Annotated in this window: 15 protein-coding genes; 9 read left to right on the top strand and 6 right to left on the bottom strand. The window is 70.6% G+C overall.

The genetic code is table 11. The annotated features are described in order from the left end of the window. Positions 1 to 103: 103 nt before the first annotated feature. A complete protein-coding gene (locus ACI2L3_RS28230; RefSeq protein ID WP_404755198.1) occupies positions 104 to 1,780 on the bottom strand; it encodes a CocE/NonD family hydrolase in 1,677 nt (558 codons plus the stop codon). A 101-nt stretch (positions 1,781 to 1,881) separates the two neighbouring features. Here ACI2L3_RS28230 and ACI2L3_RS28225 point away from each other — a divergent pair, with 101 nt between their 5' ends. Continuing rightward, entirely contained in the window at positions 1,882 to 2,448 is a 567-nt protein-coding gene (locus ACI2L3_RS28225; protein WP_404755197.1) for a TetR/AcrR family transcriptional regulator, read from the top strand. Positions 2,449 to 2,470: 22 nt separating this feature from the next. On the opposite strand, the gene ACI2L3_RS28220 is transcribed toward ACI2L3_RS28225, so the two are convergent. Beyond that, entirely contained in the window at positions 2,471 to 3,919 is a 1,449-nt protein-coding gene (locus ACI2L3_RS28220) for an amidase (RefSeq protein WP_404755196.1), read from the bottom strand. Positions 3,920 to 3,948: 29 nt separating this feature from the next. Further along, positions 3,949 to 5,595 carry an ABC transporter substrate-binding protein gene (locus ACI2L3_RS28215; RefSeq protein WP_404755195.1) on the bottom strand — a complete coding sequence of 549 codons (1,647 nt, stop codon included), beginning with the start codon at positions 5,593 to 5,595 and terminating at the stop codon, positions 3,949 to 3,951. Between the two features lie 177 nt (positions 5,596 to 5,772). Between ACI2L3_RS28215 and ACI2L3_RS28210 the strand changes: the two genes are divergently transcribed. Next, positions 5,773 to 6,267: a DUF3237 domain-containing protein gene (locus ACI2L3_RS28210; protein ID WP_404755194.1), complete on the top strand. Its 495-nt coding sequence runs from the start codon at positions 5,773 to 5,775 to the stop codon at positions 6,265 to 6,267. Positions 6,268 to 6,338: 71 nt separating this feature from the next. Here ACI2L3_RS28210 and ACI2L3_RS28205 read toward each other — a convergent pair whose 3' ends face one another. Then, a complete protein-coding gene (locus ACI2L3_RS28205; protein WP_404755193.1) occupies positions 6,339 to 6,797 on the bottom strand; it encodes a MarR family winged helix-turn-helix transcriptional regulator in 459 nt (152 codons plus the stop codon). Positions 6,798 to 6,935: 138 nt separating this feature from the next. Here ACI2L3_RS28205 and ACI2L3_RS28200 point away from each other — a divergent pair, with 138 nt between their 5' ends. From ACI2L3_RS28200 to ACI2L3_RS28185, 4 genes are read left to right on the top strand one after another with little or no spacing between them, the layout of a single operon-like run. Next, positions 6,936 to 7,865 carry an SDR family oxidoreductase gene (locus tag ACI2L3_RS28200; protein WP_404755192.1) on the top strand — a complete coding sequence of 310 codons (930 nt, stop codon included), beginning with the start codon at positions 6,936 to 6,938 and terminating at the stop codon, positions 7,863 to 7,865. Position 7,866: 1 nt separating this feature from the next. Further along, positions 7,867 to 8,754, top strand: a complete 888-nt coding sequence (locus ACI2L3_RS28195) for an amidohydrolase family protein (RefSeq protein ID WP_404755191.1) — start codon at positions 7,867 to 7,869, stop codon at positions 8,752 to 8,754. 11 nt (positions 8,755 to 8,765) lie between these two features. Then, the gene (locus ACI2L3_RS28190) at positions 8,766 to 10,325 is read left to right on the top strand and encodes a long-chain fatty acid--CoA ligase (protein ID WP_404755190.1); all 1,560 of its coding nucleotides are present in this window, start codon (positions 8,766 to 8,768) and stop codon (positions 10,323 to 10,325) included. 36 nt (positions 10,326 to 10,361) lie between these two features. Then, positions 10,362 to 10,820, top strand: coding sequence for a MaoC family dehydratase (locus ACI2L3_RS28185; RefSeq protein WP_404755189.1), 459 nt, complete (start codon positions 10,362 to 10,364; stop codon positions 10,818 to 10,820). On the opposite strand, the gene ACI2L3_RS28180 is transcribed toward ACI2L3_RS28185, so the two are convergent. Both ACI2L3_RS28180 and ACI2L3_RS28175 read right to left on the bottom strand, forming a co-directional pair. Beyond that, the gene (locus tag ACI2L3_RS28180; protein ID WP_404755188.1) at positions 10,811 to 12,022 is read right to left on the bottom strand and encodes a 4-hydroxybenzoate 3-monooxygenase; all 1,212 of its coding nucleotides are present in this window, start codon (positions 12,020 to 12,022) and stop codon (positions 10,811 to 10,813) included. The genes ACI2L3_RS28185 and ACI2L3_RS28180 overlap by 10 nt on opposite strands. Positions 12,023 to 12,126: 104 nt before the next feature. Continuing rightward, positions 12,127 to 12,894, bottom strand: a complete 768-nt coding sequence (locus ACI2L3_RS28175) for an IclR family transcriptional regulator (RefSeq protein ID WP_404755187.1) — start codon at positions 12,892 to 12,894, stop codon at positions 12,127 to 12,129. Positions 12,895 to 13,085: 191 nt separating this feature from the next. On the opposite strand from ACI2L3_RS28175, the gene ACI2L3_RS28170 reads away from it, so the two are divergent. From ACI2L3_RS28170 to ACI2L3_RS28160, 3 genes are all read left to right on the top strand, one after another. Continuing rightward, entirely contained in the window at positions 13,086 to 13,919 is an 834-nt protein-coding gene (locus tag ACI2L3_RS28170; protein ID WP_404755186.1) for a PIG-L family deacetylase, read from the top strand. Between the two features lie 97 nt (positions 13,920 to 14,016). Continuing rightward, entirely contained in the window at positions 14,017 to 14,643 is a 627-nt protein-coding gene (locus ACI2L3_RS28165; protein ID WP_404755185.1) for a hypothetical protein, read from the top strand. 110 nt (positions 14,644 to 14,753) lie between these two features. Then, positions 14,754 to 14,996 (top strand): hypothetical protein, encoded by a 243-nt coding sequence (locus tag ACI2L3_RS28160; RefSeq protein ID WP_404755184.1) that lies wholly within the window; start codon positions 14,754 to 14,756, stop codon positions 14,994 to 14,996. Positions 14,997 to 15,029: the final 33 nt, after the last annotated feature.

Here is a 15,029-nt window from a genome sequence, read left to right as displayed (position 1 = left end):
CACGGCACCGGGCCTGGCCCGGGGAGCGCACGGCCGTGCCGATCGGCGGCCGGGCGCTGAGGAGATGTCGCAGAGGGGGCATGGGCCCTCCAGGGCACAGGGGCTATTCGCCGCTTTCGGGCAGGACGGTCAGGCACAGGCGGGAGGGGTGGGCGGAGCCGGTCCGGAGCGTTTGCAGGCTCGCCTTGGGAGACGTCGTCAGCCACGGGCTCTCTGTGGTACCGGAGTTGGGCAGGTGGTTCGGGAAGTCGCTGCCGGCGATCATCAACGCGAGGCAGTGGCCGGGCCGCACCCGGTAGCCGGTGTGGCCCAGCGCGATCTCCACCTCCCCGGGCCTGTCGGCCTGGGCGCAGCCGCGCACGACGAGGCGCGCCGTGCCGTCCGGGGCGAGGTCGAGGAGGCGGACGAATATGTCGTACGTGGGTGCCGTGCTCTCCACGTGCAGTACCGCGTGGACGGGTCCCGCGAGGTCCAGCGGCCGGTCGGAGGCGGGGCCGGTGAACACGAGGACGTCGTCACGGTCGAGGGTGCGGCGCTCGTCGGCGTGCTCGCGCAGTTGCAGGAAGGTGTCGGCCGCGACGGACGGCACGAGATCGTCGGGGTCGTAGCGCCACACCGTCGATTCCGACGCGGCGGCCGGGTGCCGGGCGAGCGTTCCGCCGGGGACCGTGCCGGTCGCCGCGTCGGGCTCCGCCAAGTACAGCTCGACCGTCGTGGCCTCCGGCAGGGGCCACATGGAGGCGGTGCGCCAGCCGGCGTGGCCGAGCTTCCAGCGCACCCGCGGAAGCGACTCGGGCCGGGCGACGCCCTTGAGGAAGACGTCGAAGAATTCGACGGCGGGACCGGTGTAGGTGTCCAGCATGCGTTCCAGGGCGGCGTCGTCGACCAGGTGGTCGTCGTCCGGCGGGACCGGGGCGCTCTCCAGGAAGTAGTTCTCGTGGTCCGTCGTGTCGGCGATCAGGTACTGCACGGCCGCCCATCCGGGGCGCCGGGCCAGTTCGGTGTAGTCGCGCATGTGGGCGATGCCGAGGTTGTCGAACCAGCCCACGCAGTGCAGGACGGGTACGGGGCGTGCGTCGTAGGGGTGCGGGCCGTTGTAGGGGGCGAGGGGGATGCCGCCGACGATGAGGTCGAAGCCGGGCGAGCGCTTCCCGATCGCGGTGAACGCCTCCTCGTACGCCGCGACGAGCGGCCGCCTGGTGAGATCGACGTCGTACTCGTAGCTGTCGTTGTCCGTCCAGACCTGCGCCTGGTAGGTGGCCCCCTCCAGCCACAGGGGCTGCGGGCCCGATCCGGCGTCGTAACTGGCGATGCCCGGGCCGTTGTTGGTGCAGGTCACCCGGGGGACGATGGCGCGCAGGGCCGGGTGCTGGCTGGAGACCGCGGACCACTGGGTGAAGCCGTAGTACGAGTCGCCGAACATGCCCACGATGCCGTTGGACCACGGCTGGTGGGTGATCCATTCGATGGTGTCGTACCCGTCGTCCACCTCGCCGGTCCAGCCCAGTGTCCGGCCCTGCGAGCGGAACTTGCCGCGGACGTCCTGGACCACCACGACGTAGCCGTGTGCCGTGAACCTTTCCGCGATCTTGTCGAAGAAGACGTACCGGCTGTTCTTGTCGTAGGGCACGCGGGCCAGGACGGTCGGTGCCGGTGCCGGTGCGACGTCCGTGCCGTAGACATCGGTGGCCAGCAGGACTCCGTCGCGCATGCGCACCATGTGCTGCCGCGCATGCGGGGGGACGGGTTCCGGGCGGAGGCGCTGGACGGCAAGGCGCATGAGGCCCTCCACGGAGGCTAATTTTCAGAAAACAACGTGATATAACAGCGTTGCATTTAAGCGTGTTCAACGTCAACCCCCCTCTGAGCTAGGTTGCTGCCATGCCGATCGACGTCGATGAAGTCCAGCGCCGCAAGGCAATCGCCGAGGCCACCCTCGCGGTCGCCGCCCGGGACGGGGCGCGCGCCATCACCATCCGCGCCGTGGCGAAGGAACTCGGCGGATCCACGGCGATGGTCACCAACTACGTGCCCACGCGGACGGCGCTGATCACCAACGCCGTCCGCGCGGCGGAATCCCGGTGGAGGACCGACCTGGAGGACCACCTGGGCGACCTGACCGGCACCGACCGGCTGCGTGCCACGGTGGAGTGGCACCTCAGCACGGAACCCGAGGACCTGCTGCTCCGCACGCTCTGGGTCGAGATGCTCTCGTCGGCACACACCGACCCCAACGGCGTCGACCGCGACGAGCCGCGCGAATCGCGCCAGGAATTCCTCGACGCGTCCGCCGCCGCGGGAGTGCCCGACTCCGACCTCGCGGCCGACGTCCTCTCCCTGCTGACCCGCGGCTACTACGTCTCCACCATGGAAGAGCCGGCCTACTGGACACCGGAGCGGGCGAGCCGCGTCGCCAGGGCCGTCGTGGACGCCCTCATCCGCGCTTGAGCCTCGTACGTGACCGCAGGCGTCAGCCGGTCTGCGCCCGTGGCAGGGACGGCCGGGTGCGTGGCGCGCGGTCCTCGATCGCCGTGGCGACGTGGAGCAGCAGGTCCTCCTGGAAGCGCCCGCCGATCAACTGGACGCCGGAGGGCAGTCCGTCGCGGATCCCGGTCGGGACGGAGATGGCGGGGAAGCCGAGCACCGGGACCGCCTGCATCGGCCACTGGGCTGCCAGCAGCTCGCTGACCCTGGCGTCGCCGGCGAGGTCGGCGTCCTGCTCGAACGGCGGCTCGGCAGCGACCGGGGTCAGGAGGAGCCGGTCCCGGCCCAGGTACTGCTGGAGGCGGCTGATGAGGGTGCCGCGCCGGGCGTAGCCCCGGATGTAGTCGGTCAGGGTGGGGTGTTCGCCCCAGGTCTCCGCGGCGGCGGCGAAGGACGACGCGAGCGAGACGCGGACGGCGTCGTCACCGAACTGCTCGATCTCGGACATCATCGTCTTCAGCTCCTGGTAGAGCAGGAGCGACCACAGCCGGGCAGCCTCGCCGAGGAGGGGCAGCTCGACCTCCTCGACGTCGTGGCCGGCCTCGCCGAGCCAGCGGGCCGCGTCGTCGACGGCGGCGTTCACGGCGGGGTGGGGCTTGGTGACTCCGGCGTCCCGCACGATCGCGACCTTGACCCGGCCGGGCTCGCCCAGGGGCGGGCGCACCGGAAGCCCGACGGGGTCGGTGAGGTCAGGGGTGACCATGGCGTGCAGACCGAGCCGGACGTCGTCCACGGTCCAGCCGAGCGGCCCGTGGACCGCCATCGTCTGGAACGACAGCGGACTGTCGAACTCCACCGTGCCGCGCGGTTCCACACCGGAGACCAGGCCCATGGTGGGGCGCAGACCGACGGCGCCGCAGCAGTAGGCGGGAAAGCGGACGGACCCGCCGATGTCGTTGCCCTGCGCGACAGGGACCATGCCGGCGGCGACCGCGGCGGCCGCGCCCCCGGAGGAACCGCCGGGCGTGTGGTCCGGGTGCCAGGGGTTGAGTGTCCGGCCGTGCAGGTCGTTCCCGGTGAACCAGCGGACGGCGAAGGCCGGGCTGTTGCTGCGCCCCATCAGGGTCGCGCCGGCCCGGCGCAGCGCGGCGACGCAGACGGCGTCCTCCTCGGCGACGGCGCCCGCCCAGGCCGGGACGCCGTGCGAGCTGGCGTATCCGCGCTGCGAGGTGTTGATCTTCGTGGCGACCGGCACGCCGTGCAGCGGGGGCAGGTCCTCACCGGCCGCGACCGCGGCGTCGGCGCCGGCGGCCTGGGCCAGCGCGTCGTCGGGCCGGATGTCCACCAGTGCGTTGAGCGCCGGGTTGGTCTCCTCGACGCGTGCGAGGAACGCCTCGGCCACCTCGGTCGCCGAGAAGGACTTGTCGCGGATTCCGGCGGCCAGTTCGGCGGCCGAGTGGTCCCACAGCGGCTTGTCGCCCGTGGTGTCGGTCATCGTCGTCTCCAGTGGTGAGGGCGGAGGTGTCACTTGTCCGTGCCGCCGAGGTGGGCGGCCCACGGCATGCCCATATAGGCGAACGACGTCGGTGCGCCGCTGACGCGCTCGTTCATGAACATCCGCTCGTGCGTGGTGGCCAGGAAGACGGCCGGGGTGGTGGGGGTGAAGAGGGCCTGCGCCTCGGTGTACGCCTTGGCCGAGGCCGCCGGGTCGGACGACGTGCGCGCCTTGTCGAGCAGGCGGGTCACGTCGGGGTTGTTGTATTCGGTCCAGTTGAAGAGGCCGCGGGGGGTGACGCTCTCCGCGACGTAGGACGCGGGGTCGGGCATGGTGAGGTAGCCGAACGTGAGGACCAGGTCGAGGCCCTTGCGGACGGAGGCGTCGTAGAAGAGGGAGGACATCTCGGTGGGCTGGAGCTGCTTGATCTTGATGTCGACGTCGATCTTCTTGGCCGCGGCCTGGATGAACGTCAGTGCCTGCAGTCCGCGCTGGTCGCCCGCGGGGATGGCGGCCACCAGCGGGCGGGTGACCGGTCCGGCCTGCGCGGCCAGCTTCTTCGCCTTCTCCACGTCCGGCTTCGCGACGGCGGGCAGCTTCGCGTAGGCGGCGTCGAACCGGGCGGCGGCTTTGTCCCCGCGCCAAGTCAGCGGAGGGACCAATGACTTCAGGGTCGTGGCGTCGCCCCCGAAGACGTTCTTGATCAGCGCGTCGCGGTCGACGACGTGCGACAGGGCGTCCAGAAGCCGGCGGTCGGCGGCGGGAGAGTCGCCGTTCGCGGGGATCAGCATCACGTTCTGCGTGGAGGGCCCGAGGTGGATCGCGCCGCTGTCCGCCTTGGCGAGCGCGGTGGCGCTGCTGGGCGGCAGCTCGTAGGTACCGTCCACCTCACCGGAGAGGAGCGCGCTGGTCAGCGTGTTGCTGTTGGTGATGAAACGGAAGACGAGCTCCTTCACCTTCGGCCGCAACTCGGCGTCCCAGTAACGGGTGTTGCGCTCCAAGGTGATGCTGTTGCCGGACTTCCAGGAGCCCAGCTTGAACGGGCCCGTACACATCAGGCCGCCCTTGGCGGTGCCGTAGGCGGGGCCCGCCTTCTCCGCGTACGACTGCCGGCTGACCGCGCCGAACGAGGTGGAGAGCGCCTTGGGGAGCGTCTGGTCGTACGTCTTCGTCTTCAGCGTCACCTGGTGGGGACCCGTGGCCTTGATGGAGGTCACTGCGGCGAGGTAATTCCCGTACAGCGCCTGCGTCTTGGGGTTCCTCTGCCGTTCGAGGCTGTAAATGACGTCGGCCGGTGTCATCGGGGAACCGTCCCAGAACGTGACGTCGGAGCGCAGATCGAGCACCAGGGTGCGTTCGTCGGCCCAGGCGACCTTCCGGGCGAGTCCGGGGCTGGTGGAGAAGTCCGCGTTCATGCGGGTCAGCGTGTCGCAGAGGTTCGCCTCGACCGTCTGGGGCGAGTAGTCGCCGATCTTCGCCGGGTCCAGCGTCGTCGGCTCTCCGTACGGAAGTGCCCAGGTCACGCGGTCCACTTCGGCCGCGCCGGGGGGTGTGGTGGTGGTCAGACTCGTCGGACGGGGCCGGTCGCCGCCTGTGCCGGACGTGCTGGTGCAGGCCGTGACGGCGAGCAGACCCACGCCCGTGAGCACCGTCAGAACCGATTTCTTCGCAGCCATGGCTGATGCTCCTTGCCGAGAGGAGTGGGGGGGAGGGCGGGGGACGCTCGCGATGGGGGGCGGCCATGCCGGTGAGTCGTGCAGCGGCAATGCCGACGAGCCGTTGTAAATGAACGTCATATAACACTGTTGCATGTCACGCTCGCATCTGGTGAGCTGACCAGTCAAGAGCAAGGCGTGACGATCCCCAGAGAACCGGAGAACCGCAGAATGTCCTTCATTCCCGCTCTCGACTTCGTCTTCGAGATCCGAGCCCAGGTGTCCGAAACGCTGCACATCGGCCACGGCGACGGAGAGGTCGCCGAGTTCACCCCCATCGTCGGAGGCAGCGTGGACGGCCCCCGTCTGCGCGGCGAGGTCCTGCCCGGCGGAGGCGACTGGAGCAGCACGCGCGGAGAGGTGTGCGAGCTGGAGGCCCGCTACCTGCTCCGCGCGGACGACGGCGCCGTGATCGACATCGTCAACCGCGGCTTCTACCGCCCCAAGGCCGACAGCCCGGACCAGTTCGACGGGGAGCTGCAGGTCACGGAGGCCGGGCACTACTACCGGACATCGCCGGTGTTCCGGACGGACGCGCCCGCGCACCGCTGGCTCGCGGAGACGGTCTTCGTCGGCCTCGCCCGTCCCGAAGGTGAGGACGTCGTGGCCATACGCATGTACGCGCTCAGGTAGGGATGACGCGGCCGGCGTCCCGGGCCGCAGGGCATACCGGGACGCCGGCCACATCGGCCTCGATCACGACCTCAGGTGAGTGACCGCCAGGTGCGGCTCAAGGCCTCCCGGAACTGGGTGACCTCTTCGGCGCTCAGGTCTTCGACCATGCGCTCCTCCAGGCCGCGGGCCGGTCCGGCGTACTCCGCAAGCAGCCGGCGCCCCGCGTCGGCGAGCAGGATCAGGCGCTCGCGGCGATTGGCCGGGTTGGGTTCACGGTGGATCAGGCCGCGGCTCTCCAGCGCGCGGACCATGTCGGCCATGGTCTGGGCGGTGACGAACGAGTCCCGGGCGAGCTGCGCGGCGGAAATGCCGTCGTGCTGCTCCAGGACCGTGAGAGCGGTGTACTGCAGCGCTGTGATCCCGGCGGGTTTGAGCAGTTCCTCCAGGCGGGCGCGCACCGCGAGCTCCGTCCGTTTGACCAGGTAGAGCAGCGAGGTGCTCACGTTCGTCCTCCCATGGTGGTGGTCCGCGCGGGTGCGGCGGCACATCCTCACCCTAGGGCATTGACAGGAATCCTGTTGATCCCCAGACTGACGCCCAGGCGTTCATCAGGATTCCTGTCGATCCCTGGTGCGTCGGCATTCCACTCACTCACATTCCGCTCACTGCTCACGAGAGGCACCTTCATGGACCTGCACGGGAAAGTCGCCGTCGTCACCGGCAGCGGCCGTGGCCTCGGCCTGGGATACGCCCGGGCCCTGGCCGCGGCCGGAGCGGCCGTCGTCGTCAACGACGTCGACCAGGACGTGGTCGACGCCGCCGTCACCGCCATCCGGTCCGAGGGAGGCAGGGCGGCCGGCGTCGTGGCGGCGGTGGGGGACGGCGCGTCCGCCCAGCGGCTGGTGGACGCGGCGGTCGAGGAGTTCGGGCGGCTGGACGTGCTCGTCACCAACGCCGGCATCCTCCGCGACCGCGTGCTGTGGAAGATGACCGACGACGACTTCGACGCCGTCGTCCACGTCCACCTCCGCGGCACCTTCACCTGCGCCCGCGCCGCCGCCGTCCGCATGCGCGAACAGGGCACCGGCGGCCGGCTCGTCCTGATCTCCTCCCCGGCCGGCCAGCGCGGCAACTTCGGCCAGACCAACTACGCCGCCGCCAAGGCCGGAATCGTCGCCATGGCCCGCACCTGGGCCATGGAACTGGGCCGCGCCGGCATCACCGTCAACGCCGTCGTCCCCGTCGCCGCCACCGAGATGACCAAGACCATCCCGGCGTTCGGCCCGGTCATCGAGGAGTCCGAGCGCACCGGCAAGCCGCTGCCGGACTGGCTGCGCAAGGACGAGGGCCTCGGCACCGTCGAGGACGTCACCGGCCTGATCACCTTCCTGGCCTCGGACGCGTCCGCCGAGGTGACCGGACAGGCCATCGGCATCGGCGGCGACCGGCTGGCCCTGTGGGCACACCCCACGGAGAAAGCGGTCGCCTTCGCCGACGGCGGCTGGAGCGCCGAGGCGATAGCCGCCGAGTGGCCGGGCGGCGTCGGCGCCGAGCCCGAGACCTACGGCATCCCCGCCCCCTCAGCCCCGGTAGCGGCTCCGGCTCCGGGGGCCTGACATGGGAGACCTCGCGCTCGACCTCGACCGGCTCACCGCCATCGACGTACACACGCACGCCGAGATCTCCAAGGACGGCCACGGGGCCCTGAGCCCGGAGCTGTTCGGCGCCTCCGAGGCGTACTTCAAAGCCCACGGGCACCGGCAGCCGACCATCGACGAGATGGCCGACCACTACCGCGAACGCCGGATGGCCGCCGTGGTGTTCACCGTCGACGCCGAACACGCCACCGGTCACCCACGGATCTCCAACGAGGAGATCGCCGAGAGCTGCGCCGCCCACCCCGACGTCCTCATCCCCTTCGCCAGCATCGACCCCCACAAGGGCCGCGCGGGCGTGCGCGAGGCGCGGCGGCTGGTGGCGGAACACGGTGTGCGCGGGTTCAAGTTCCACCCGAGCATCCAGGCGTTCTCCCCGAACGACCCGCTCGCCTACCCGCTGTACGAGGCCATCGAGGAACTCGGCGTGCCCGCCCTGTTCCACACCGGCCAGACCGGGATCGGCGCCGGCGTCCCCGGAGGCGGCGGCATCCGCCTGAAGTACTCCGATCCCATGCTGGTCGACGATGTCGCCGTGGACTTCCCGCAGCTGCGGATCATCCTGGCCCACCCGTCCTTCCCCTGGCAGGACGAGGCCCTGGCGGTGGCCACCCACAAGCCGCACGTGTACATCGACCTGTCCGGCTGGTCGCCGAAGTACTTTCCGCCGCAGCTCGTGCGCTACGCCAACACCCTGCTCAAGGACAAGGTGCTCTTCGGCTCCGACTACCCCGTCATCACACCCGACCGGTGGCTGGCGGACTTCGAGAAGCTCGACATCAAGCCCGAGGTCCGGCCGAAGATCCTCAAGGAGAACGCCGCCCGCCTGCTGGGGCTTCTCACGGACTGAAGGAGCCGTTCGTGCTGAACCAAGGAATCGGCTCCTGGCCGGCGCGCCGGGCCCGCAAGACGCCCGGCCGGATCGCCGTCGTCCACGAGGAACGCGCCTGGACCTACGGCGAACTGCACCAGCGCGTCCTGCGCCTCGCTCACGCCCTGCGCGCCACGGGCACGGCACGCGGTGACCGTGTGGCGTACCTCGGCCCCAACCACCCCGCCTTCCTGGAGACGCTGTTCGCCGCCGGAGCACTGGGCGCCGTCTTCGTGCCGCTCAACACCCGGCTCACCGCCGGCGAGTTGGCGTACAACCTGGCCGACTCCGGCAGCACCGTCCTCGTCCACGCGCCCGAGCAGGCCGAGGCGGCCCGTACCGCGGCCGATGAGGCCGGAGTACGGCAGCGGATCGCGCTCACCGGACCTGACGCCGACGGGGCCCTTGGCTACGAGGAGTTCCTCGCCGACACCGGGGCGGGGGCCGGGCCGCTGGACGAGGCCGTGGAGCCGGCGGACCCATGCATGATCATGTACACCTCGGGGACCACGGGCCGCCCGAAGGGCGCTGTCCTCACCCACGGCAACATCACCTGGAACAGCGTCAACGTCCTTGTCGACACCGACCTCGCCGGCGACGAGGTCACCCTCGTCGTGGCGCCGCTGTTCCACACCGCCGGGCTCAACATGACCTGCCTGCCCACCCTCCTCAAGGGCGGCCGGGTGATCCTCCACGGCGCCTTCGACGCGGAGCGCGTCCTGGAGGCCATCGAGAGCCGGCGGGTGACGTACATGTTCGGCGTCCCCACGATGTACGACGCCATCGCCGCCCGGCCCCGCTGGGAGACCGCCGACCTGTCCAGCCTGCGCACCCTCACCTGCGGCGGCGCGCCCGTGCCCGCCCGTACCATCGCCGCCTACCTCGCCCGCGGCCTGGCCTTCAGCCAGGGCTACGGCATGACCGAGGCCTCCCCCGGGGTGCTCTACCTGGACAGGGAGCAGACCTCGGCCAGAGCCGGCTCGGCGGGCGTGCCGCACTTCTTCACCGACACACGGGTCGTCCTGCCCGACGGCAGCGATGCGGGCCCCGGGGAGCCCGGCGAGATCCTCGTCCACGGCCCCAACGTCATGGCCGGCTACTGGGGCAGGCCCGCGGACACCGAGGCCGCCTTCGCCGACGGCGACTGGCTGCGCACCGGCGACGTCGCCCGTACCGACGCCGACGGGTACGCCTACATCGTCGACCGGGTCAAGGACATGTTCGTCTCGGGTGGCGAGAACGTCTACCCGGCCGAGGTCGAGGACGCCCTCCTCACCCACCCCGCCGTCGCCGAATGCGCGGTCATCGGCGTGCCCGACCCGGTCTGGGGCGAGGTCGGCAGGGCCGTCGTCGTCCTCCGGGCCGACACCCGCCCCGACGCCCGCCCCGGCGAGGACGACATCCTCGGCCATCTGCACGGCCGGCTCGCCAAGTACAAGATCCCCAAGTCCCTCGTCGTGACGGAAGCGCTGCCCCGTACGGCCTCCGGGAAGATCATCAAGCCTGTCGTGCGCGACACGTACGGAACCGATCAGCGCCCCTCCTCGTAAGCAATGCCAGTTCCAGTGCCATCGAAGGGATTCACCATGCCCATGACCGCCAACGGCCTCGACGGACTCAAGGCGCTCAGCGGCGCCGACCTCGGCCGCACCGCATGGCGCGAGATCACCCAGGACCGGGTGAACACGTTCGCCGACGCCACCGACGACCACCAGTGGATCCACACCGACCCGGAGAGGGCCAAGGACGGCCCCTTCGGCCGGCCCATCGCCCACGGCTATCTCACCCTCTCCCTCATCATCCCGCTCTTCGGAGAGCTGCTCGCCATCACCGGCACCAAGATGAGCGTCAACTACGGCCTGGACAAGGTCCGTTTCCCCAGCCCCGTCCCGGTCGGCGCGAAGATCCGCCTCCACGGTGTCGTGGGTACGGTCGAGGAGGTCAAGGGCGACGGGGTGCAGATGCCGGTGACGTTCACCGTCGAGGTCGACGGCGACGACAAGCCCGCCTGCGTCGCCCAGGCCGTCTACCGGCACTACGCCTGAGAGTTCGCGGGCCAGCCGGTGTACTGCTCGGCGAGATAGGTGCGTCCGGCGCGCGTGCCCACCACGTTGTCGAGCTCTCCGAGCCGGCGCCGCAGGTCGAAGGGCGTGCCGCCGGGAGGGGTGTGCAGCAGCTGGGTCATCCAGTACGAGAAGTTCTGCGCCCGCCACACCCGTTGCAGGGCGCGAGGCTGGTAGTCGTCCAGCGCGGCCGCGCCCGCGGTGCCGAGCGCCCGCAGCAGGACCTCGGCGAGCACCTTCACGTCGTGCAGCGCGAGGTTGAGGCCGCGGGCGCCGGTCGGCGGCACCGTGTGCGCGGCGTCGCCCGCCAGGGTCAGGGAGCCCCAGTGCATCGGCTCCTGCACGAACGAGCGGAACCGCAGCACCGTCTTCTCCAGGACCGGCCCCTCCGCGAGCCGGAAACCGTCCTGGCCGGCCACCCGGCTCTGGAGCGTCTCCCAGATGCGGTCGTCCGGCCAGGCGTCGACGGACTCCTCGGGGTCGCACTGGAAGTACATCCGCTGCACGGTGTCGGTGCGCCGGCTGATCAGCGCGAAGCCGTCCTCGGAGTGGGCGTAGACCAGCTCGGGCGCGCTCATCGGGGCCTCGGCCAGGATGCCGAACCACGCGAAGGGGTAGTCCTTGCCGTAGCGCGACCGCCGGTCATCGGGCACCAGATCGCGGCACATGCCGCGCGAGCCGTCCGCGCCGACCACGTACCGCGCCCGGATCTCGTGCCGCGATCCGTCGGGCGCGGTGTAGCGGACCCGGGGAGCGGCCGTCGTGACGTCGAGGACCTCGGTGTCCTTGACGCCGAAACGCACCGTGCCGCCGTCGCGGTCCCGTGCGTCGGCCAGGTCGATGAACACGTCGGTCTGCGGATAGAGCCACACCGACGCGCCCACCAGCTCCTTGAAGTCGATGCGGTGCGGCCGGCCACCGAAGCGGAGCTCGACGCCCTCGTGTTCGTGGCCCTCGCGCAGGACCCGGTCGGAGACGCCGGTCTCGACCAGGTCCCGCGCCGCGTCGGCCTCCAGGATTCCGGCCCGCTGGGTCGTCTCGATCTCGTGCCGGGTGCGCGTGTCGACGACGACCGTCTCGACGCCCGCGCGCCCGAGCAGGTGGGCCAGCATCAGGCCGGCTGGGCCGGCACCGATGACGGCGACGGGAACCGAGGCAACAGTGTCGACGGCGGCGTCGGCCATGGCATCTCCTGAACGGCTGCGAGTGAGGGGAACACCCCGAACGTTGGCAGTCGGGACGGCGGCCGGTCGCCGGCGTTTCCGTCAGGCGGAAGCCGCCTCGATCGTCAGGCCGTCGTGCGCGTACGCCGGCCGAGCTCGTCGGAGATTCCCCGCGCGGCCCTCAGGAGCGGTTCACGCAGCCCCTGCGCACGGCTCGCGCCGCGCGCCGCGATGACGATGCCCAGAGCGGCGCTGACAGGACCGGTCCGCCCTATCCGCACGGGCGCGGTCACCGCGGCCGTGGTCTCCGACAGCTGCCGGTCGCTCACGAAGACCTGTTCGCGGCGGATACGGTCCAACTGCCCGCGCAGCGCCTTCGGGTCCGTGACCGTGTGCGGGGTCCACGCCTTCAGCGGCGAGTCGAGGACCTCCTCCTGGATGGCCCGCGGCGCGTGCGCCAACAGCACGCGCCCCATCCCGGTGGAGCCGACGGGGAACCGGGACCCGACCATCGTCAGCAGCTCCACCGACCGGTGCCCGGCGATCCGCTCGACGAACACCAGCTCGGTGCCCTCGCGCACCGCGAGCTGGATGTTCTCGTGGGTCGCCTCGTAGAGGTCCTGCATGAACGGCAGGGCCACGTCCCGCAGGATCTGCGTACGGGGACACCCCGAGGCGATCTCCCAGAGCCGCAGCCCGACATGCCACGCCCCGTCCTCCGCGCGCTCCAGCGCTCCCCACCGTGCCAGCTCCGCGACCACCCGGTGCGTGGTGCTCAGGGCCAGCCCCGTGCGCTGAGCGATCTCCGACAGGGTCTGCGACGGATGCTCGCGATCGAAGGCCGAGAGGACCTCGAGGACTTTTCCGGCCGCCGTGCTCCCGCTTGCGCTCACATTGGCAGTCTCGCAGACGGGAGTTGGGCGGCCCGGTCGCGGGCGTACGGTCTGCCGGACGCCGGGCGGGGCGGCCGTGCCGGGAACAGCCTGCCCGGTCGGCGCTGTTGCACCGCCAGGGGCCCGTGCCGCACGGCGATGTGCCCACCGCGCGATCGGACGAGACGCGCTTCTTACAGGAGGACTGATTCATGACTGACCGGCCTTTGACGCTCATGGCAGTACACGCCCACCCCGACGACGAGGCCACCGGAACCGGAGGAGTCCTCGCGCGGTACGCGGCGGAGGGCATGCGCACGGTTCTGGTGACCTGTACCGACGGCGGTTGCGGCGACGGACCGGGGGGTGTGAAGCCGGGCGATCCCGGGCACGATCCGGCGGCCGTCGCCCTGATGCGCCGTCACGAACTCAAGGCGAGCTGCGACGTCCTGAAGATCAGCGATCTGGAGATGCTGGACTACGCCGACTCCGGAATGATGGGCTGGCCGAGCAACGACGCCCCCGGGTCCTTCTGGCGGACCCCCGTGGAGGAAGGCGCCGCCCGACTCGCCGAACTCATGCGTCACTACCGGCCCGATGTCGTCGTCACCTACGACGAGAACGGCTTCTACGGCCACCCCGACCACATCCAGGCCCACCGCATCACGATGGCGGCGCTGGAGATGACCTCGCTGACGCCGAAGGTGTACTGGACGACGATGCCCCGCTCCGGAATGCAGCGGTTCGGCGAGATCATGCGTGAGTTCCACGAGGACATGCCGGAGCCGGATCCCGCCGAGGCCGCCGCACTTGCGGAGATCGGTCTTCCCGACGACGAGATCACCACGTGGGTGGACACCACCGCGTTCAGCGACCAGAAGTTCGACTCACTGGCCGCGCATGCCAGTCAGGGCGAGAACATCTTCTTCCTCAAGATGGGCAAGGAGAGGTTCGGCGAGTTGATGGGCATGGAGACCTTCGTCCGCGTCAAGGACACCACCGGCGCGGCCGTACCCGAGAACGACCTCTTCGCCGGCCTGCGCTGACCCACCCGCCCGGCCGGGCCCGGCAGCGGAGAGGCTCCTGGGGCACCAGTACGCTTCCGTTCCTGTCACATGTCATGAACACAGGATCAGGAAACACATGAGCACTCAGCGCACCACTCCGTACCGGCGCCGCATGGGCCTCGCGGCCCTTGCCGCCCTCACCGCCGTATCCCTTGCCGCGTGCGGCGGTGGGTCCGGCAAGAAGGGCAGGTCCGGTGGGTCCGGCGGGTCGTCGGGGGCGAGCGAGGCGCCGAAGGACCTCAAGCTGGGGCAGGCCGGGCCGGTGCAGGAGATAACCAAGTACAAGAAGACCGGCAAGTTCTCGCTCACGCCGACGAAGGTCACCCTCGGCAAGCCGGCGGACCTCGACGAGCTGAAGGACGAGAAGAAGTACAAGGACCTGAAGGTCGCCTGGATCTACGTGAAGGCCGAGCACGTCGGCGGTTCCGCGGTCAAGCAGCCGATGGTGATGAGCGACGTGAGCGGCGAGACCTCCGCGGGCCGGCCCGCGACGAAGTTCATCCTCATCGGCGACCTCTCCAGCCGTCCCTCCGACTGCGTCGGCAACGACGGCACGAAGAGCCTCGGCGGCGACGACATCTGGAAGAAGGGCGAGACGCGCACCGTGTGCGAGCCGTACCTCATTCCTGCCGACGCCACGCTGAAGGCGGTCACGTACTCGCAGGGGTACTACAAGGAGCCCATCAAGTGGGCCGTGCGGTAGCACCTCGGAGGCCCGTTCGGGTGGAGAGCGGGCGCTGTCCGTTACCCGGCCCCGCCGCCGCGGCAGGTGACATAGCGACAGTACCTGCATATTCCAGGAGGAATATACTCATGCGCGTTCGCTCGACCATCCTCGCCGCCGCTCTCACCGTGTCCGCCCTGGCCGTCGGGGCAGGCGCGGCCGCCGCCGACGACGACCACCACCGCTACGCCCCGCACCACGAGGTGGGCTACAACCACAAGGGGTTCGCCGCCAAGTACGACAGCGTCGGCGGCCCGCTCGGCATCGTCTGGTCCGAGGCCGCGGGCTACGGCCACGAGGGCATCGGCCACGAGCCCGGCAACCGTCGCTGACGCAGGCGCTCGGCACCCGCGGACAACGCGGTG

The organism is Streptomyces sp. NPDC029674, from assembly GCF_044903205.1.
In the GTDB taxonomy this organism is placed as follows: Bacteria; Actinomycetota; Actinomycetes; order Streptomycetales; family Streptomycetaceae; genus Streptomyces.
This window is presented reverse-complemented; position numbering and strand designations above follow the sequence as displayed.